Raw genomic sequence first — 18968 nt, forward strand, 5'->3', positions numbered from 1 at the left:
TGGTGCGGAGTGTCAGTGCTGCGGTGACAGCTTGAGAAACAGCAGTCGTACCAGCAGGTAGGTGGCGGCATTGCCCACCGTCATCAGCAGTAGCACGGCAGGCAAGGACAGGGTGTCGATTGCGGCCAGCGGATTGCTGCCCAGTTGACGGGCCAGCAAGGAGGAGCAGATCAGGCTGAGCAGCAGTTTGAAGGTCATGGCAGCAGCTTTCCGTAATACAGGTGCCGCCTGTATTGCAAAAGCCATGCCTGGATTTGATTTTTCAAGCCATTGAAAAACAAGGATGTTTTATCGGCCTGTGTGGGTAATCGTCGGCTTGCCGTATTTTGCGGTACGGAAATCCGTCCTTATGCTGCTGCTTGGGCTTGCAGATGAAGCAGGATGCTATGCCCGCCATGCAGGATGTCGTCGCCAATGGCCGCCGCTGCCGCCGGGCCGTCATGCTGACGGATGGCAGCCAGCACCGGGTAGTGGTAGTCGATCATGTCGCTGCCGCCTTGCTGATACACCGCAGCAATCAGCGGCCCCATCTGCAGCCAGATGCGGTAGAGGATGCCCTGCAGGAAGGGCAGGCCGGCAATCTCCACCAGGGCAAAGTGAAACTGCTGGTTTAGTTCGCAGCCCAGGGCAATGTCCTGCGCGGTCATGGCTAGGGCATTGCGACGGATGATGTCTTCCAGTCTGGCAAGGGCGCTGTGGTCTGCCTTGTGCGCGGCAGTTTCGGCAGCCAGCCCCTCCAGCCGGATACGGATGGCACGGATTTCCAGATAACGCGCCACCGTCATGTGGGGTACGCGGATGTCGCGTGGCGACTGCATGGTCAGCGCCTGTTCCTGCACCAGCCGCAAGATGGCATCGCGCACCGGGGTGACGCTGGTGCCCAGTTGTTCGGCCAGATCGCGGATTTTCAGCCGTGCTCCCGGCTGCAAGCGGCCTTGAATCAGCGCATGGCATAGCAGCTGGTACACCGTGCTGCCCAGATTGTCGTGTTCCAGTGTGTCCAGTTGGTAGTCCATGGGAAGAGGGGGCAAGTGACGGCAAAGCCGCATGGTAGCACTGCACTTGCCAGATTGAAATGCAGCAAATATGATGCATCATAAATTCGACTGACCAGGATAGGGCTGACGGTGCTTGCCGCTTCTGCCCTTGCTACAGGAGTGCCTTCATGTCCCACCCCACGCGCTACATGCTGTTGACTGGCGCCAGTCGCGGCATTGGTCATGCCACGGTCAAGCTGTTTCAGGAACACGGCTGGCAGATTTTCACCGTGTCGCGCCAGCCGTTTTCCGAGGCCTGCCTGTGGCCGTCGGCGCGGCAAAGCCATGTGCAGGCCGATTTGTCCGACCTCTCTTGCCTGGACGCGCTGATTGCCGAAGTGAAAAGCCGCCTGCCAAATGGCGAACTGCACGCACTGGTAAACAATGCCGGCATCTCGCCCAAGGGGCCGCAGGGTGAGCGGCTGGGCATTCTGGCCAGCGATGTCGACGTCTGGAGCCGGGTGCTGAATGTGAACCTGGTGTCCACCGCCTTGCTGGCGCGCGGGCTGTTTGACGAACTGAAAAAAGCGCAGGGCTCCATTGTCAACGTCACCTCCATCGCCGGTTCGCGCGTGCACCCGTTTGCCGGGGTGGCTTATGCCGCTTCCAAGGCCGGGTTGGCGGCGCTGACGCGCGAGCTGGCGCATGAGTTCGGCCCGCACGGCATCCGCGCCAATGCCATTGCGCCGGGTGAAATCGACACTGCCATCCTGTCACCGGACACCGCCCGCATTGTGGAGCACGATGTGCCGATGCACCGTCTGGGTACACCGCACGAAGTGGCCGAAGCCATTTACTTTCTCTGCTCCGGCCATTCCTCCTACATCAATGGCTCGGAAATCCACATCAACGGAGGCCAGCATGTCTGAAGCCGTGTCCCCAGCCGTGTCCCAAGGCGTGATCGACCAGTTGTTTTCCACCCTGGCTGCGCCGGTGGAATGTTGCGAAGCCACCGCGCTGCTGTGGCAGCACTATGGCCTGCGTGGGGTGGCCAGCCCGCTCAATAGCGAGCGCGATGCCAACTTCCACATCCGTGGTTACGACGGGCGCGAATATGTACTGAAGCTGACCCATCCGGCAGAAGACCGGGCGGTGACTGATTTTCAGAGCCGGGCGCTGCTGCATGTGCTGGCACGTGACCCGACGCTGCCGGTGCCGCAGCTGCTGCCACGCAGCGATGGCCAGCCCTATGGCGTGGTGAACATGGCCGATGGCAGCCAGCGCGTGCTGCGCCTGCTCAGCTATCTGGGCGGTCAGCCCTTGCACCAGCTGGTGCGCAGTGCGGCGCAGCGCCGCCATCTGGGCCAGACCCTGGGCCGGCTGGACAATGCCCTGCGGGATTATGCGCATCCTGCGGCACATCATCCGCTGTTGTGGGATATCCAGCATGCCGAGCGGCTGCAGCCGCTATTGGCGGAAACGCCGGACAGCGCGCAAAAAGCGGTGCTGAGCGATTGGCTGGTGCATTTCATCCAGCAGGTACAGCCCGTGCTGGCAGGCTTGCGGCGGCAGGTGATTCATAACGACCTCAACCCGCACAATGTGCTGGTGGACCCGCAGGATCAGGTCACTACCGTGGGCTTGATCGACTTTGGCGACATGGTGGAGGCACCGCTGATCAACGAGCTGGCGGTGGCCTGTTCCTATCAGCTGTCCAGCAGTGAAAATCCGCTGGATAGCGCGGGGGATCTGGTGGCGGGCTACCACGCGGTTTGCCCGCTGCTGGCGGAGGAAATCAGCATTCTGTACGCGCTTATCCTTACCCGCCTGTGCATGACCGTCACCATCACCGGCTGGCGTGCCGCACGTTATCCGGAAAACCGCACTTACATCCTGCGCAACAACGCGCTTAGCTGGGACGGTCTGCAGCGCCTGTCCGCGCTGGGAAGCGCCCGCGCCACCGACTATTTGTTCCAGCTGTGCCAGATGAAAGGACAAGCATGAACCCGCCCGATCAACGCATGGTGAACGCCTTTGACCCGGCCACGGCCAGCAACTTGCCTGCGCGTGAACAGGCACTTATTCAGCGTCGCCAGCAGGCGTTGGGCCAGGCTTACCGCCTGTTCTACCAGCAGCCCTTGCATGTAGTGCGTGGCGAGGGGGTATGGCTGTACGACGCCGACGGCCAGCGCTATCTGGATGTTTACAATAATGTCGCCTCGGTAGGGCATAGCCATCCGCAGGTGGTGGCGGCCATTGCGCAGCAGGCGGCAGTGCTCAACACCCATACCCGTTATCTGAACGACGGCATTGTCGATTACGCCGAGCGCTTGCTTTCCACGCTGGCCTTGCCCGGCTATCAGGCCATGTTTACCTGCACCGGCAGCGAAGCCAACGACCTGGCCTTGCGCCTGGCAGGCAGCGTTACCGGCGGGCAAGGGGTGATCGTTACCGGGCATGCCTATCACGGCGTTACCAGCAGTATTGCCGCCTGCTCGCCAGCGTTTGGTGATGGGGTGCCGCTGGGGCCGCATGTCCGTACCGTGGCCGCGCCGGATGGCTATCGCGGTAATCCTGATGCGGTGGCTGCAAGCTTTACCCGCGATGTCGCGGCCGCCATTGCCGACCTGCAGCGCCACGGCATCCAACCGGCTGCCTTGCTGGTGGATACGCTGTTTACCAGTGATGGCGTGTTTGCCGATCCGGCTGGTTTTCTGCACGGTGCGGTGGATGCCATCCATGCGGCTGGTGGCCTGTTCATCGCCGACGAGGTGCAAGCCGGTTTTGCCCGCAGTGGCAGTCATTTCTGGGGCTTTCAGCGCCATGGCGTGGTGCCGGACATCATTACCATGGGCAAACCGATGGGCAACGGCCACCCGCTGGCCGGGCTGATGGCGCGCGCCGATATCATTGATGCTTTTGGCCGTCAGGTACGTTACTTCAACACCTTTGGCGGCAATCCGGTGTCGGTGGCTGCGGGCATGGCAGTGCTGGATGTGATTGAGCGTGAGGGCTTGCAACAGAATGCCCGCGAGACCGGTGCCTACCTCAAGGCCGGTTTCGCGGCGCTGGCAGACAAACATGCGCTGATAGGCGATGTGCGCGGTGCGGGTTTCTTCATTGGCGTGGAAATGGTGAGCGACCGCCACAGCAAAACCCCGGCCACTCAGCAGACCACGCGCATCGTCAACGCACTGCGCGAGCGGCGCATTCTGATCAGCGCTACCGGCCCGGCAGGCAATATCCTGAAAGTGCGGCCGCAGCTGCCGTTTGCCCGCACCCATGCCGACATGCTGCTGGGTGCGCTGGATGAGGTACTGGCCAGCCTCTGATGTCAGCCGTCAGTACTCGCTGTCCTGTTCCATGCGCCGGGTGGTGTATTGCAGGCTGTCCAGCCTGTCCTCCGCCACGCTCATCACCACGCCCTGGGCAAATACCGGTTTCAATAAGCGGCTGAGGGTGGTGCCGGGCAGCATTTCCACCGCCATGCGCGCACCGCGCTCCCAGGCCAGCCGGGCGGTGTCATGCCAATGCACCACCCGCGCCATATTGCCTGCCAGGTCATTGCGAATCTGCTCTGCGCTGCGCAATATCCGTGCGGCATTGGCGCTCAGGTAATGGCAAGCCGGGGCGTGTAGCGGCGTGTCACGCATGGCCTGGGTGAGTGTCTGCGCGGCTTGTTCCAGCAGGCAGCAATGCGAGGGCACGCTGATGGCCAGCCGCTGACAACGGGCGGCACCGGCCTGCATGGCGGCCTGAGCGATGGCCTGCAGCCCGTCATCGCTACCTGCCACCACCAGTTGCTGCGCGGCATTGATATTGGCCAGGAACACTTGTTGCCCTTCGGCCTGTGCTTGGCTCAGCAGGATGTGCAGCTGCGGCAAGGCCAGCCCGGTGATGGCGCACATGCCATAGCCTTGCGGATAAGCCTGTTCCATTAGCTGGCCGCGCAGCTGCACCAGTTGCACCGCATCGTGGAAATCCAGCACCCCCGCGATGACGGCAGCCGGGAAGGCGCCAATGGATAGCCCTGCCACCAGCTGCGGCTGGATGCCTTCTGCTTGCAACAAGCGGGCGGAGGCCACACCGGCAATCAGCAGGCAGAGCTGTACCGCCACCGTGGATTGCAGTGCCGTGGCGGAATCCAGCAGCAGCGGCGAGTGGCCCAGCACGGCTTCAGCCTCGGCCAGTACCGTGTGGCAGGCGGCATGTTGCGGTAACTGCTGCAGCATGCCGGGCGTCTGGCTGCCCTGGCCGGGGAACACAAATAACAAGCTCATGGGCATGGCTCCATATCACGCTGCGCGGTATCAGGCCAAGCTGCCAGCGGCTCATCCAGCAGCACGGGTCCGCTGTCGGTTTTCAGCAATACCTGCCCGCCACGCAGCCATTCGTTTAGCGCCACACCGCCGACAGGCGTTTGCAGCTGGATATCCACCCGGCAAGGCAGCGCTGCCAGCGCGGTGGCCAGGGTTTGTAATTGAGAACGCACTGGCGGTTGCGGGCAGCGTAGCAGCAGGTCCAGATCGCTGCTGCTGTTAAGGGCAGGTTGATCTGCGGCCAACTCGAAACCGGCACTGCCGGTAATACCCCAGACAAGGCCGCAGGCTTGCAAGACTGCGTGTGCTTGCTGCAGGGCCTGCAAGGCGGGCAGGGCAGCAAGGCGCGGATGTTGTTGCCAGCCTTGCTGTGCTGCCACTTGCTCCGGGCTGAGTCGACGGGAAACATGCTGACTGTCGGCCCACAAGGCAGCGCGCTGGGTGCGCAGCGGCCCGCGCACCCCCACTGCTACCCAGCCCGGCCTGGCGCTGGCGCGGCGTACCACCACCGGCAGGCCAGGGTGCCAGTGCTGGTGCAGCCAGTCCGGCAGTTTGCTATCGGCCACCAGCGCCGCAGCGCTGTCCAGCCACAGCAAATCGTGTGGCAAACAAGGATGGCTCATCCCACTCTCCTGCAAAAAAAACGGCAGCGACCAGCGCTGCCGCGACAAATCTTTACTTCAGTAGCAGAAGTAAAGAGGAGGTTGCTTTCAGGCCATGATGGCCTTGGTGACAAGGTAGAGAACCGATGGCCCCAGCAGGCAGCCCAGCCCGGTATGGAAGGTAGCCACCAGCGCGCCATATGGCACCAGGCGGCGGTCGGTGGCGGCCAGGCCAGCCGACACGCCGCTGACGGTGCCAGCCAGGCCGCCGAACACCATGGCCGAGCGCGGATTGCTCAGGCCAAGGAAACGGGCGGCAAACGGTGTGCCCACCATCACCATGATGGCCTTGAGCAGACCGGTGGCAATGCTCAGCGCCATCACGTCCGAGCTGGCACCCAGCGCCGCGCCCGTTACCGGGCCGACAATATAGGTAATGGCACCGGCACCAATGGTGGTCATGCTGACCACATCCCGGTAGCCAAAGGCATGGGCAATGCTGGCCCCGACGATAAACGGCAGCACGGTACCCAGCAGCAGCGAGCAGGCACCAATCAACCCGGCCTTGCGCGCTTCGGTGACTTGCACTTCAAAGGCGGTGGCCACGATGGCGAAGTCACGCAACATGGCACCGCCCATCAGCCCGATGCCGGAGAACAGCGAAATGTCCGCCAGCCCGCTTTGCTTGCCGGTGAGCACGCCGCCGTAATAGGCCAGCCCCAGGCCGATCAGGATGGCAATGGCCGAGCCGTGCACCCGGCCCAGTGTCAGTCGGCGCGACAGCCGGGCAGACAGCCAGGTGATGATGCCCACCAGCAGGAAAGCCGTTACCAGCCCGTTGTGCGCCAATACTTTTTCCAGCATTTGCATGATGTTGCTCCTGTATCAGGCCAGTGGGTCTTGTGGGGTTTCGGCTTCCGGCTGCCAGGCCTGCTGGCTGCTGCCGCGATTAAGCAGGGCGATGACGCAGCCGCATACCAGTACTGCGCCCAGCGCACCCAGCACGGCTACCGGACCGCCACGCAAGGCGGCAACCACGTTTTGGGTGGCCGCCATGGCCACTACCACCGGAATGTACATGGCACCCCAGAAGGCGACGCCCTGTTCGGTTTCCTGTGGCAGCCAGCCACGCTTGTGCAGGTAGAGCCGGGCGAAAATCAGCAACAACATGGCGATGCCCACGCCGCCGACATTCGATTTGACGCCGATCAGGCTGCCCAGCAAGTCGCCCAGAAACAGGCCCAGCAAATGGCAGGCTGCCAGCAAGGCAGTTCCGTAGATGATCATGGTGTGTCTCTCCTTTGTATTGTCATATTGTTTTCACCTGTTACTGCAGTCATGCCCATGCACCGTGATGCTTACTGTTTACCCTCCGTTCTGTGTCCATTGTTGTTGCAATAGCGCGCGCACCTGGCGCGTGGCCTGGCGGTGTTCGCCGTGCAGGCGCTGGTGCAGCCCGCGTTGCGGGTCGGCCTGGATGTCGTGCAAAGCTTCAGTCAGTGTGGCACGAACCAGCTGTATATCGGCCGGGGTGGGCTGGTCTGGCTGCTGTGTTTCCAGCAAGCGCCACAACAGGCCCTGGCTGGCGTAGCTGGCAATGTCATAGGCCATGGGGGCGATGCTGGCAGCCAGTTTTTCCAGTTCTTCCACCGTGCGCAGGGTGATGCGGGCCGCAGCCTGCTTGCCCATGGCGTGCACCATCACCCCGGCGTCGTTCAGCGCCAGCAGGCGGTTGGCCTGATAACCATGGGCCAGGAAGGCACCGGACATGGCCTTGCCCACAATCAGCCCGATCACCGGGTGACCGGCCAGCCGGGCGCGAGCATAAGCGGCGGCGGCAGCGGCCAGTGCCTGGTGGATGCCGTAGGCCTCTTCACGGCGGCCATAGGCCTGGCTGGGGACGTCGATGATGGCGATGATGGCGCGCTTGTGCGCTTGCTGCTGGTCGGCATCCACGGCGGCGTCGATGGTGGCCGCCAGCGCCCAGCCTTCCAGCAGGCCCACCTCGCCATGACGGGCGCGGACAAAGGGGTTGTGCGGGTCGGCCACCACTGCGATATAACGTGCGGGCTGGCCGGCAAGCTCGCCATCCGCCACCAGCAGGGACGGCGGCAAGCCTTGCTGCAGAGGGAGGTGACCACACAGGGCATGAAACCAGTCGCGACCGCGCTGGCTGATGGAGACTTGGCTCATGGGCGGGCTCCTGACTGGAAAAGTTGACGGGCTGAGGCGGCGTCGGCCTGGGCAGTACTGTCCATGGCCAGCAACTGTTGCAGATAGTGCTGGCTGCGCCGATGGCGCGGGGTGTCGGGCAGGCCGCAGGCAATAAAGTCCAGCAACTGCTGGCGGATAAGCGAGGTGTCGTCTTCCACCAGGGCATCGGCCAAACCGCAGGCATGGCGCTGTTCGCCGCCAGTGAGGCTCCAGATAAAGGGCCGGTTGCGCGAGTCGTACTCCGCCACACCGGCTTCCTGTTCGATCACCTGTGGGCCATTCAGCCCCAGTCTGGCTTCGCGGGTGACAATCAGATAACTGCACATGCCAGCGGCAATCGACATGCCGCCAAAACAACCCACAGTACCGGCGATGATGCCAATCACCGGCTGATAACGGCCAAGGTCGGCAATGGCGGCATGGATTTCGGCAATGGCTGCCAGGCCCAGATTGGCCTCCTGCAAGCGCACGCCACCGGTTTCAAACAGAATGACGGCGCGCGTGGGAATGCCCTGGCGATTGTCTGCGGCTGCCAGTTCCAGTGCGCAGGCCAGCTTGGCCCCGCCCACTTCGCCCAGGCTGCCACCCTGAAAACCGCCTTCAATGGCGGCGATCACCGCTGGCTGGCCATTGAGCAGGCCCTTGCAGATAACCACGCCGTCATCAGCCTGCGCCACAATGCCCTGTGTGCCGAGCCAGGGTGAGTATTGCCGATCGAAGGGGCCGACCAGTTCGCGGCTGCTGCCCCCGTCCAGCAGGCTGTGGGCGCGCTCGCGTGCGCTCAGCTCAATAAAGCTGTGGCCTTGCAGCAGACGGGTGATGTCTTGTTGATGGCTCATGCGGATAGCTCCTCCAGTGCCTGGGCCAGGCGCAGGCTGATTACGCCGGGGGTGGCAGCAAAGTCATTGATTTCCATGTGCATGGCGGCAGCCTTGCCATCGGCAAACAGACGGTCGAGCTGGGCGCGCCAGCGGGTGGCACAGCCACCGGCGGCGCTACGTATTTCGATGTGGCAACGACCGGCACTGGCGGGTTCGATCAGCACTTCCAGGTCGCCGGAGGCCACCACCCCCACCAGTACACGATGTGTGGCCGGGGCGCCGGCCGGGTATTCCAGATGCAGTTTTTCCATGGTTGCTCCTTGATTCCTGCTTGTCAGATGGCTGGCATGTGCGGCAGCCGGTCCAGCAATAGGGTGGCGGCTAGCAGGTCGGCTGCACCGCCCGGTGACAGGCGCTGCGCCAGCATGTCTTTTTCCAGTTGATACAAGCTGCGGCGGCCAGCCAGTGTGGCCACCCCGCCTGAATCCAGCACGGCCTGTGCGCCGCTTTGCACCAGGCTTAGTCCCGGCATGCCGCCGCGTGACAGCAGGCAGGTGTCGTCCAGTCGGCTCATGATGGCCAGCAAGGCATTGAGCCGGGCATGGGTCTCGCCATCGCCACGCGCACGGCTGGCGTGCAAGGCGGGCAGGGCCAGCCGGGTAATGTGCGGAAACCCTTGTTGCGCTTCGCCGCGCGCACCACCCACCCCATAGTGGCGGCAGGCCAGCTCGCCCTTGCGTGGCTGGGCTGGTAGCAGGCGGTCGGGCAGTTGTGCCAGGGTGGCGGCACGCTGGCAGACGGCGGCAGCCTGCGGCTGGCTGCTGTCCATGGCAGCGGCGGCCACCAGCAGGCCAATGGCCCAGATGGCACCGCGATGGGTGTTGACGCCGCCACTGGCGTGCAGCATGGCTTGCTCACCCGCCCGGCCCAGGCTGCCCAGCTGTTCGCGCAATGCGATAGATGGTGCTTGCTGCCAGGCAGCGTTAGCCATGGCGAAGAAGGCTGGTTGCAGGGAGCGGGCCGAGCGGCACATCAGTTCCAGCGTCAAGTCCTGATGCGCGCCGCTGCCACGGCTGTCCACCAAGCCGGGCTTGGGTGCCAGCCGGGCTTCGTCCAGCAGGCACTGGCAGGCGAGTAGCGCCAGCTGGCTGGCCAGTTGCCCGGCCTGATCGGGGACGAGGGCGGCTTGCATTACCAGCTCCTGAAGCGGGCCGGGGGCTGATACAGCCCGTCAGACCAGCTCACCAGTTCGGCCATGCTCTTGGCCGCCAGCAGGCTACGGCTGGCATCGCTGCGGCGGATGCCCAGGTCTTCTGGCAGCGCCACCAGCCCGGCTTGGCGCAGGGTGGCGGTACTGGCCGGGTCGTGGCGCAAGCCAATGGGGGTGATGCCGGCCACGGCGGCTATCATCTGGCGGCGTTGTTCCAGTGATTCGGCCTTGTACAGGTAGGCAATGCCTTCTTCGGTCAGCACATGGCTGACGTCGTCGCCGTAAATCATCACCGGAGCCAGCGGCATGCCGCTGCTGCGCGCCACTTCCACCGCATCCAGGCTCTCCACAATGGTGGGCTGGCCGTTGCCCTGGAAGGTTTCCACCATCTGCACCACCAGCTTGCGGCCACGCGCCAGCAGGCTGTCGGTCTGGATCAGGTCCAGCCAGGCCGGGCTGGCATGACGGCGGCCATGCGGGTCGTGGCCCATATTGGGTGCGCCGCCAAAACCAGACAGCCGCCCATGGGTGACGGTGGAAGAATGGCCGTCGCCATCCATTTGCAGGGTGGAGCCGATAAACATGTCTACCGCGTATTGCCCGGCCATCTGGCAGAAGGCGCGGTTGGAGCGCAGTGAGCCATCCCGCCCGGTGAAGAACACATCGGGGCGGGCCGCCACATAGGCTTCCATGCCCAGTTCGCCGCCAAAGCAGTGCACGCTGTCCACCCAGCCACTTTCAATGGCCGGAATCAGTGTCGGGTGTGGGTTCAGCGTCCAGTGGCGGCAGATTTTGCCTTTCAGCCCCAGTTGCTCGCCATAGGTGGGCAGCAGCAATTCGATGGCAGCAGTATTGAAGCCCAGGCCGTGGTTGAGCGATTGCACCTGATGACGTTCGTAAATGCCGCGAATCGCCATCATCGCCATCAGCACGTGTACCGGCTTGATCAGGCGCGGGTCGCGGGTGAACAGCGGTTCGATAAAGAAAGGGCGGTCGGCCAGTACCACGAAATCCACCCAGTCGGCCGGAATATCTACGCGGGTGAGTTCGGACGGGTCGTCGACAATCTCATTCACCTGGGCAATGACAATACCGTCACGGAAGGCGGTGGCTTCCACCAGCGCCGGGGTGTCCTCGGTGCTGGGGCCGGTGTAGAGATTGCCATGCCGGTCGGCCTGATAAGCAGCCACCAGCGCGACATTGGGGGTGAGGTCGACAAACAGCCGGGCATACAGCTCGACATAAGTGTGGATGGCACCGATTTCCAGACAGCCATCCTGCAATAGCTGGCCGATGCGCAGGCTTTGCGGGCCGGAGAAGGAAAAATCCAGCTTGCGGGCAATGCCGCTTTCAAAAATGTCCAGATGCTCGGGGCGGCCCACGCTGGGAATGATCATGTGCAGATCATGCAGGCGGGCCGGATTGGCACGGGCCAGGCTGCGCGACAGGAAGTCGGCCTGTTTCTGGTTATTGCCTTCCAGCACCACCCGGTCGCCGGGGGCGATCAGGATTTCCAGTGCTGCCGTCAGCTGGTCGGTGGGTAGGATGCGGCCACTGGCCAGGTGGCCGGCCAGCTCAATACGGCGGCGCTTTTCATCACGGCGGCGATGCCAGACCGGTGAGGTGGTTGAGGCTGCCAGCATGCTTGCTCCCTGTTGCAGATGAGAATGTCTGCAAGGTAGGCGCTGGCAGGCTGGCCATCAATCAAGCTGACTGACGAATTGTTAGCCTGAGGCTAATGGTTTCGCCGCAAGTCCATTGGCTGAAATTTGCTGTCCCAGCATGCGGGCCTCGGCCAGCAAGGCCAGCAGGTTCGGGTCGCGCTCGCGGCACTCCTGCAGCAACAGGCCAATGCGCTGGGTGCTGCGCCACTGTGGCGCCAGCGGGGTGAAGCGTATACGCCCGGCAAATAGCGAACTGACCCGGCCAGGCAGCAGGCTGAGGCCCACCCCGGCGGCCACCAGATTCATCAGCGAGAAGATGTCATCCACCCGCATCACCACATCCGGCTGGTAACCGGCGTGGCTGAACAGGCGCTGGAAGTCGCGGCTGGTGGCAAAACCGTCGCTGAGGGCAACAAATTTTTCATGACGGTAGTCGGTGAGGTCCGCCGTGCTGCTGGTCGGTGCCGGGCTATTCAGGGAGGAGGCCAGATAAAGCTGGTCTTCAAACAGCGGCACTGCCAGCAAGCCCGGCGGGCTGCCTGCGTCCGGCAGCGACATCAGCAAGGCGTCCACCGTCTGGCTGTGCAGTTTGTCCAGCAACTGGGCGTTGGAACCCAGTTGCAACTCGATGGCCAGTTCCGGGCGGCGCAGCTTCACCCCCATCACCAGCCGGGGAATCAGCTCCACCGTTAGCGAGTACATGGCACCGATTTTTAGTTGCGCTGCGCCAAAGCCAGCCTTTTCCCGCGCTTTGCGAATGCCGCCCTCCAGTGTCCGCTCGGCATCCTCAGCCGCTTCGGCCAATGCCAGCGCGGCAGGCAGGGCAATCAGCTTGCGGCCTTCGTGGCGAAACAGGGGGCAGCGCATGGCGTCTTCCAGCGAATGCAGGGCGCGGTGCACGCTCACCGTGCTCATCTGCATGCGTTCGGCAGTGCGCGGCAGGCTGCCGGTGGCAACAAAGGCAGCCAGGGTTTGCAGTTTGCGCAGGGTGATTTCTTCACTGATCATCGCGTGGCCTTGTCTTGGGAAGCGGGTAATGCCCAGGGGCCAAGGGCAGCCGACCGGGCTGCACATGATAAACACAAGTCGGGATGGCAGGGAAAATGGCAAGCCCGGTAGCCTTGCCGCTGCCGCTGGGCGGTTGCTACTGAGGGCTGGCGACGAAAGCGCCGGTGGAATAAAAATTGCCCACCCGGCAAGGGGTGGGCACAAGTTCCATAGGGATGGAGGAGGATTAACGCAGGCAGTATCCCGGTGGGGAAAAACCTCGTCCAGTGCGACTTGTGCAGAGTTTGTGCCATATCAATACCGGCATGTCGCGTTGCTTGCTGTTGGCGGGCTGTGCTGGATTTGTGCAGTCGATAGCAGATAAATGCATGTCAAATTGAAGATTGATGATTTTCCTCAGAGCCATGGCAGCGCTACAGTGCAGTCTGGGTCGGCACTGCCGGCGTGTCCTTGTTACTTGCTTGTTGTATTGCCTGTCGCTGGTCAGGTTTGTCATGAGTTCATTGCTTGCCCGTTTTTTACAGCAGGTGCATCCGGCCTATTTCATGGAGTTCCCCTTGTGGAGTACGGCTGCCGGGGAGATCGAGGGTGAGTTCCTCAAGGTGCGGCTGGCCAGCCGCTTTGTGCCGGTGGCGGGCGAGGCTGGTCAGGCGCTGGGCATGCTGGCGCAGCTGCACGCCATTGCGCCGGGCGGTGAACCGATAGGCGGCGAAGTACTGGCGCGACTGACCGGGGTGAGCGAAACCCCCGTGGTGCTGGATCGTTTTATCCGCTGCCTGCATCTGCTTAATTTTCTGCAAGGCCCGCATGTGGGAGGAGGGTTGTTGCTGCCGGTATCGGCCGCCCTGCTGGCGCGGGTAAGCCAGGATCACGGACGGGTGTTTCGTCAGATTGTCGATCAGCTGCTGTTGCCATCTCCACGCATAGGCTTTGTGTTGCCGCTTGCCTTGCATACGGCAACAGCAGCCGTGGACCAGCTGCAGCAAAGCTATGCCCGCTACGGCTTCGAAACCTATCTTGCTCTGCCGGCAGAGGCGGGCGAGCGCTGCCAGAGGCTTCGTCCTGTGCTGCGTTCTGCATGATTTTCCCGGTATTTACCGTGGGCCGACTTACCTGGATGGGTGTTGAACCTGCAGTCATGGCTGCATCGGGGTATACTAGTCGGCTGCGTTCGCGTCATTTCGACATGACAAGCCATGGTAACGGGAAGTGAAGATAAGATGACTGAAGATCAAATCAAATGTTGCTGGTGTGATGAGGTATCCAGCCGTGCACAACTGACAGGGCTGGCGGGCAATTTGTGTCCGCACTGTGAAGAGCCGGTACTGCCGTCGACGTTTGGTGAGCTGGAACTGGGCCAGGATTTTGCCTGCAGCCTGGGTGGTTCGTGGAAGAAAATTTCTGACAGCAAGGCTGAAATGCACGATGCGGCTCCGTCCGACAAGCCTTGCGAGTTCAAGCCGGCGGAAGTGGTTTACCCCTTCTGAGTCGGGATTAGGGCTGCTTACAGCCTGCTTAACATGCAACCGCTGCCAGGGTGATCTGGCAGCGGTTTTTCTTTGTCTGCAGCATGTCAACTGACGGTATGTTCCAGCGTGATGGCTGCAATATCCAGATGGTGCATCAGTTCGCGCAGGATCAGCAGGCTGCCGGTAAAGTTGCGGCTGTCTGGCAGGCCAGCGGCAGAGCCGCCTTCAACGGCGTTGGCCAGGCGCGAAAACAGGGCTTCCACTTGCTGGCGCGCAAGCCGGCTGCCCGCTGTGTCTGGCAGGCCGCACAGAGTGGCCAGTTGCCGCAGTTCGGCATCGCTGCTGTACACCGTGTCCAGTGCCAGGCGCTGTGGCCAGTTGGCACTGATGGCGTCTTCCACCTGCATGATGGCCATTTCCAGCGCGGCAGCGGAAGGCAGCAGCCCATGGCTGTTACCCGGTAGTGCGGACTGCCAGCCCACCGGCATGCGGCCTGCTTGATGTGCAGCAGCTGCGCGTGGCTGAGTAAGGCTGGTGTGCTGCGGGCCGATATGCAGTTGGAAGCGAGTCATGATGGGCTGCCTTGTCTATTCAGTACTTGTCGTTTAGTGATTGATCCCGGCGTTGTGCTGGTTTTTTTGCAGCAGCGCGGCCTGCCAGGCTGCGTTGTCGCGGGCGATTTCCGCCTGGCGTGCAGCGGGTAATTGTGCGTCGGCCGCCCGGATGGCTGCTTGTTCGGCTTGCCAGGCGCTGACATCGGCGCTGCTGGGGTAGCTGCTGTGGTGTGCGGCCAGTGCGGCGGTGCTAAAGCTCAGGGCCAGCAGGGTGAGGGCGAAGCGTTTCATGGAAGGCATCCTTGTCGGGTTTGCGCTGTCAGTCAGCGGATGGATGCAGTGTATTGATTACCCTGAATATGAAATAGACCAAAATATTCAAGAAATTGTTTCTTGTTGGTGTTTAATTGAACAAAAGAAAACCCGCATTGGCTAGTGGCACTATGCGGGTTTCGGGGCTTGGCTGTTGCTTGTTTACAGGTGCTTAAGCAATTCCAGCGGATGGTCGATGCTGATGTCGGCACCCCATTGCTCCGGCTGGTCTTGCTCCGAGATATAGCCCCAGTTGGCCAGCACGGTTTTCATGCCCACCACGCGACCGGCCTGGATATCACGCTCGGCATCGCCCACGTACAGGCAGTGCTGCGGCGCAATGCCGATCTGGCTGGCTGCATGCAGCATGGGGGCCGGGTCCGGCTTGGGCACACCCACGGTATCGCCACTGACGGTCACTGCCGGGCGGCTGGCAAAGGGCAGGGCAGGCACCAGCCGGTCGGTAAAGCGCATCGGCTTGTTGGTGATGATGCCCCAGGTCAGCCCCTTGGCCGTAATGCCGTCCAGCATGCTGTTGATACCGTCGAACAGCACGGTTTCATCGGCAAAGCTGTGCTCGTAGTGATCGAGAAAACGCAGGCGGTATTCCTCGAAACGCGGATGTTCGCGGTTGATGCCAAAACCCAGGCTCACCAGCCCGCGCGCGCCATGGCTGGCAATGGGGCGGATGGCAGAGTAGGGCTGCGGCGGCAGGCCTTCCTCGGCCAGCAGGCGGTTAAGGGCAGCGCCCAGGTCGCGGGCTGTGTCGGCCAGGGTGCCATCCAGATCGAACAATACGGCTTGAATCATGTGCAATGCCTGTGCAAGTCTGCTGCCGGCTGGGTGAGCCGGCAGACAGGGTTAGCGGATGGTCTTGCCCAGGAACAGCTTGTAAGCCGGGTTGTCGGTTTCTTCCACATAGGGGTAGGCCAGACCATCCAGGAAACGCTGGAACTCGGCATTATCGCTGGATGGCACCTGAATGCCTACCAGCACGCGGCCATAATCGGCACCGTGGTTGCGGTAGTGGAACAGGCTGATATTCCAGTTGGTCTGCATGCCTTCCAGAAAACGCATCAGTGCGCCCGGACGCTCCGGGAATTCAAAGCGCAGCACGCGCTCGTCCTTCAGTTGCGGGGCATGGCCACCCACCAGATGGCGGATATGCAGCTTGGCCAGCTCGTTGTCGGTCAGATCCAGCCCTTCCAGGCCGTTGGCTCTGAGTTCGGCAATGATGCGTTCCGAATCCTGCTTGCCGCTGATCTGCACCCCGACAAACACGTGGGCGGTGCCGGGGTCGGCAAAGCGGTAGTTGAATTCGGTGATGTTGCGGTTGCCGATGACCGAACAGAACTGCTTGAAGCTGCCCGGCTTTTCCGGAATGGTGACGGCGATGATGGCTTCGCGGCGCTCGCCCAGTTCGGAGCGTTCCGAGACGTGACGCAGGCGGTCGAAGTTCATATTGGCGCCGCAATTGATGGCCACCAGCGTCTGGCCGGTGCAGCCTTCACGCTCGATATAGGCCTTGGCAGCCGCCACGGCCAGTGCACCGGCCGGTTCCACAATGGAACGGGTATCTTCAAAGATATCCTTGATGGCGGCGCACATGGCGTCCGAATCCACCAGCATGATTTCGTCCAGCAGCTCGCGGCAGATGCGGAAGGTTTCCTCGCCCACCAGCTTTACCGCCACGCCATCGGCAAACAGGCCCACGTCTTTCAGTTCGACACGCTCGCCTTTTTCGATGGACTGCTTCATCGCGTCCGAATCCACCGGCTGCACGCCGATGATCTTGATTTCCGGCTTCAGACGCTTGATGAAGCTGGCCACGCCAGCCGCCAGGCCGCCGCCGCCGATGGCCACAAATACGGCATCGATATGGCCGGGGTGCTGGCGCAGGATTTCCATGCCGATGGTGCCCTGACCGGCAATCACGTCCGGGTCGTCAAACGGCGGGATATAGGTTTTGCCGGTTTCGGCCACCAGTGTCATGGCGTGTTTGTAAGCGTCGCTAAACGATTCGCCATGCAGCACGACCTTGCCGCCACGGCTGGTCACGCCGTCAATCTTCACTTGCGGGGTGGTGACCGGCATCACGATGATGGCTTCACAGCCAATTTTCTTGGCCGACAGTGCCACGCCCTGGGCGTGGTTGCCCGCACTGGCGGTAATCACGCCGTTGGCCAGCTGCGCCGGTGTCAGCTTGGCCATTTTGTTGTACGCGCCGCGCAGCTTGAACGAGAACACCGGCTGCAGGTCTTCGCGCTTCAGCAAAATGGTGTTGCCGGTGCGGCGGCTGAGATTGTTTGCTGTTTCCAGCGGCGTTTCCACCGCGACGTCATAGACGCGCGAGGTGAGGATGCGCTCCAGATAGTCTTGCTTGTCTTGCATGGTGATGCCGATGTCCTTGTCGTTCTTTCTTATTGAACTGTCAGAGTAGCAGGAACTCCAAGCCGCCGGGAAGCCGTGTTGCCATTTTCATGCTGCATTGCCGCAATCAACTGCCTGCCATCAGCAGATTGCTGCAAAAATCGGCCATTTACGGTCAACGCAGCGGCGTGGACGTGTATAATCAGCGGCTATTGTTTGTACCCCTCACCCGTTGTCGATCCTAATGAAAACCACCATCACCCGAATTTTGCTGGCCGCCAGCCTGGCCATGCCTGTTGCTGCGTCTGCTGCCGCTGCCTTTGTTCCGCCGGTGCCGGAAATTGCTGGCAAGGCCTATTATCTTGTCGATTTCAATAGCGGGCAGGTGCTGGCCGCGCAGGACCCGGATGCCCGCGTAGAACCGGCCTCGCTCACCAAGCTGATGACCGCCTACCTCACCTTTAAAGCGGTGAAGGAAAAGCGCCTGTCGCTGGACCAGATGCTGACCGTGTCCAGCCGTGGCTGGAAAACCGACGGCTCGCGCATGTTCCTCGACCCGAAAGTGCCGGTGAAGGTGGATGACCTGATCAAGGGCATGATCGTGCAGTCCGGTAATGACGCCTGCGTGACCCTGGCCGAAGCCATTGCCGGAAGCGAAGACGTGTTTGCCCAGGTGATGACCCAACAGGCGCAGAAACTGGGCATGAAAAACACCCAGTTCCGCAACGCTACCGGCCTGCCGCATGCCGATCACTACACCACGGTGCATGATCTGGCCATCCTGTCCGCCGCGCTGATTCGTGACTTCCCGGAGTTCTACCCGACCTACTCCATCAAGTCCTATACCTATAACAAGATCACCCAGCCCAACCGCAACCTGTTGCTGTACCGCGACCCCAACGTCGACGGCATGAAAACCGGTTATACCGATACCGCTGGCTACAATATGATCACCTCCAGCCACCGTGATGGCCGTCGGGTGATTTCGGTGGTGGTGGGTACTGCCAGTCCGGAAGCGCGCGCCAATGAGAGCGCCAAATTGCTCAACTACGGCTTGCAGTTTTTCGATACGCCCAAACTTTATTCTGCAGCCAAGCCGGTTTCCGAAGTGCCTGTGTACAAAGGCGCTACCAAATCGGTGCCAGTGGGCTTTGCCCAGGATGTGTTTGCCACGGTGGCCAAGGGCCAGTCGGCCCAGTTGAAGGCTGATCTATCCACGGTGCAGCCTTTGATCGCACCGATCAAGGCTGGCCAGACGGTAGGCAAGCTGGTGGTGAGCCTGGATGGCAAGCCGCTGCTGGAGCGTCCGGTGGTTGCTTTGCAGGCGGTGGAAGAAGGTGGCTTCTTCAGCCGGCTGTGGGACAGCATCAAGCTGATGCTGGGCTGGAAGTAAACCGGCTTTTGATTGACACCCCGCCAGGCGGAGACAGGCAATGGCCTGCATCGGG

23 protein-coding genes are annotated in these 18968 nt (G+C 62.1%); 7 read left to right on the forward strand and 16 right to left on the reverse strand.

Features of this window, described 5'->3' with window-relative positions; translation table 11 throughout:
- Nucleotides 1-12 precede the first annotated feature (12 nt).
- Nucleotides 13-198: a hypothetical protein gene (locus tag ACODR9_RS00950; RefSeq protein ID WP_488807128.1), complete on the reverse strand. Its 186-nt coding sequence runs from the start codon at nt 196-198 to the stop codon at nt 13-15.
- A 149-nt stretch (nt 199-347) separates the two neighbouring features.
- Nucleotides 348-1016 (reverse strand): GntR family transcriptional regulator, encoded by a 669-nt coding sequence (locus ACODR9_RS00955; RefSeq protein ID WP_488807129.1) that lies wholly within the window; start codon nt 1014-1016, stop codon nt 348-350.
- A 149-nt stretch (nt 1017-1165) separates the two neighbouring features.
- Between ACODR9_RS00955 and ACODR9_RS00960 the strand changes: the two genes are divergently transcribed.
- Genes ACODR9_RS00960 through ACODR9_RS00970 form a run of 3 tightly spaced genes read left to right on the forward strand, consistent with a single transcriptional unit; the run spans nt 1166 to nt 4309 of the window.
- Complete coding sequence (locus ACODR9_RS00960; protein WP_488807130.1) at nt 1166-1906, forward strand: SDR family NAD(P)-dependent oxidoreductase; 741 nt, start codon at nt 1166-1168, stop codon at nt 1904-1906.
- Complete coding sequence (locus tag ACODR9_RS00965) at nt 1899-2981, forward strand: phosphotransferase (RefSeq protein ID WP_488807131.1); 1083 nt, start codon at nt 1899-1901, stop codon at nt 2979-2981. Before ACODR9_RS00960 ends, ACODR9_RS00965 begins: the two co-directional genes overlap by 8 nt.
- A complete protein-coding gene (locus ACODR9_RS00970; protein ID WP_488807132.1) occupies nt 2978-4309 on the forward strand; it encodes an aspartate aminotransferase family protein in 1332 nt (443 codons plus the stop codon). The genes ACODR9_RS00965 and ACODR9_RS00970 overlap by 4 nt, the downstream gene beginning before the upstream one ends.
- A gap of 9 nt (nt 4310-4318) precedes the next feature.
- On the opposite strand, the gene mdcH is transcribed toward ACODR9_RS00970, so the two are convergent.
- The 10 genes from mdcH to ACODR9_RS01020 all read right to left on the reverse strand — a co-directional run bounded on the left by mdcH (nt 4319) and on the right by ACODR9_RS01020 (nt 12815).
- The gene (mdcH, locus tag ACODR9_RS00975; protein ID WP_488807133.1) at nt 4319-5257 is read right to left on the reverse strand and encodes a malonate decarboxylase subunit epsilon; all 939 of its coding nucleotides are present in this window, start codon (nt 5255-5257) and stop codon (nt 4319-4321) included.
- Nucleotides 5254-5919 (reverse strand): malonate decarboxylase holo-ACP synthase, encoded by a 666-nt coding sequence (locus ACODR9_RS00980; protein WP_488807135.1) that lies wholly within the window; start codon nt 5917-5919, stop codon nt 5254-5256. Before ACODR9_RS00980 ends, mdcH begins: the two co-directional genes overlap by 4 nt.
- A gap of 87 nt (nt 5920-6006) precedes the next feature.
- The gene (gene madM / locus ACODR9_RS00985) at nt 6007-6768 is read right to left on the reverse strand and encodes a malonate transporter subunit MadM (protein WP_488807136.1); all 762 of its coding nucleotides are present in this window, start codon (nt 6766-6768) and stop codon (nt 6007-6009) included.
- Between the two features lie 15 nt (nt 6769-6783).
- Nucleotides 6784-7185, reverse strand: coding sequence for a malonate transporter subunit MadL (madL, locus tag ACODR9_RS00990; RefSeq protein WP_488807137.1), 402 nt, complete (start codon nt 7183-7185; stop codon nt 6784-6786).
- Nucleotides 7186-7263: 78 nt separating this feature from the next.
- A complete protein-coding gene (gene mdcE / locus ACODR9_RS00995) occupies nt 7264-8091 on the reverse strand; it encodes a biotin-independent malonate decarboxylase subunit gamma (RefSeq protein ID WP_488807138.1) in 828 nt (275 codons plus the stop codon).
- On the reverse strand, nt 8088-8951 hold the full coding sequence (locus ACODR9_RS01000; protein WP_488807139.1) for a biotin-independent malonate decarboxylase subunit beta: 864 nt from the start codon (nt 8949-8951) through the stop codon (nt 8088-8090). The genes mdcE and ACODR9_RS01000 overlap by 4 nt, the downstream gene beginning before the upstream one ends.
- The gene (locus ACODR9_RS01005; RefSeq protein ID WP_488807140.1) at nt 8948-9244 is read right to left on the reverse strand and encodes a malonate decarboxylase subunit delta; all 297 of its coding nucleotides are present in this window, start codon (nt 9242-9244) and stop codon (nt 8948-8950) included. Before ACODR9_RS01005 ends, ACODR9_RS01000 begins: the two co-directional genes overlap by 4 nt.
- Nucleotides 9245-9267: 23 nt before the next feature.
- Complete coding sequence (locus ACODR9_RS01010) at nt 9268-10125, reverse strand: triphosphoribosyl-dephospho-CoA synthase (RefSeq protein ID WP_488807141.1); 858 nt, start codon at nt 10123-10125, stop codon at nt 9268-9270.
- Complete coding sequence (gene mdcA / locus ACODR9_RS01015; RefSeq protein ID WP_488807142.1) at nt 10125-11786, reverse strand: malonate decarboxylase subunit alpha; 1662 nt, start codon at nt 11784-11786, stop codon at nt 10125-10127. The genes ACODR9_RS01010 and mdcA overlap by 1 nt, the downstream gene beginning before the upstream one ends.
- A gap of 81 nt (nt 11787-11867) precedes the next feature.
- Nucleotides 11868-12815, reverse strand: coding sequence for a LysR family transcriptional regulator (locus tag ACODR9_RS01020; protein ID WP_488807143.1), 948 nt, complete (start codon nt 12813-12815; stop codon nt 11868-11870).
- A 494-nt stretch (nt 12816-13309) separates the two neighbouring features.
- Here ACODR9_RS01020 and ACODR9_RS01025 point away from each other — a divergent pair, with 494 nt between their 5' ends.
- Both ACODR9_RS01025 and ACODR9_RS01030 read left to right on the forward strand, forming a co-directional pair.
- On the forward strand, nt 13310-13897 hold the full coding sequence (locus ACODR9_RS01025) for a hypothetical protein (RefSeq protein ID WP_488807144.1): 588 nt from the start codon (nt 13310-13312) through the stop codon (nt 13895-13897).
- Between the two features lie 138 nt (nt 13898-14035).
- Entirely contained in the window at nt 14036-14302 is a 267-nt protein-coding gene (locus ACODR9_RS01030; RefSeq protein WP_488807145.1) for a hypothetical protein, read from the forward strand.
- 86 nt (nt 14303-14388) lie between these two features.
- On the opposite strand, the gene ACODR9_RS01035 is transcribed toward ACODR9_RS01030, so the two are convergent.
- On the reverse strand, nt 14389-14856 hold the full coding sequence (locus ACODR9_RS01035) for a hypothetical protein (RefSeq protein ID WP_488807146.1): 468 nt from the start codon (nt 14854-14856) through the stop codon (nt 14389-14391).
- 33 nt (nt 14857-14889) lie between these two features.
- Nucleotides 14890-15129 carry a hypothetical protein gene (locus ACODR9_RS01040; protein WP_488807147.1) on the reverse strand — a complete coding sequence of 80 codons (240 nt, stop codon included), beginning with the start codon at nt 15127-15129 and terminating at the stop codon, nt 14890-14892.
- Here ACODR9_RS01040 and ACODR9_RS01045 point away from each other — a divergent pair.
- Nucleotides 15128-15274 (forward strand): hypothetical protein, encoded by a 147-nt coding sequence (locus ACODR9_RS01045; protein ID WP_488807148.1) that lies wholly within the window; start codon nt 15128-15130, stop codon nt 15272-15274. The genes ACODR9_RS01040 and ACODR9_RS01045 overlap by 2 nt on opposite strands.
- A 38-nt stretch (nt 15275-15312) precedes the next feature.
- Here the strand turns inward: ACODR9_RS01045 and ACODR9_RS01050 are convergent, their stop codons facing one another.
- The gene (locus ACODR9_RS01050) at nt 15313-15960 is read right to left on the reverse strand and encodes an HAD family hydrolase (protein WP_488807149.1); all 648 of its coding nucleotides are present in this window, start codon (nt 15958-15960) and stop codon (nt 15313-15315) included.
- Between the two features lie 51 nt (nt 15961-16011).
- Nucleotides 16012-17541 carry a threonine ammonia-lyase, biosynthetic gene (ilvA, locus tag ACODR9_RS01055; RefSeq protein ID WP_488807150.1) on the reverse strand — a complete coding sequence of 510 codons (1530 nt, stop codon included), beginning with the start codon at nt 17539-17541 and terminating at the stop codon, nt 16012-16014.
- Nucleotides 17542-17764: 223 nt separating this feature from the next.
- Here ilvA and ACODR9_RS01060 point away from each other — a divergent pair, with 223 nt between their 5' ends.
- Nucleotides 17765-18913, forward strand: coding sequence for a D-alanyl-D-alanine carboxypeptidase family protein (locus ACODR9_RS01060; RefSeq protein ID WP_488807151.1), 1149 nt, complete (start codon nt 17765-17767; stop codon nt 18911-18913).
- Nucleotides 18914-18968: the final 55 nt, after the last annotated feature.

Source organism: Aquitalea sp. FG25 (assembly GCF_057809375.1).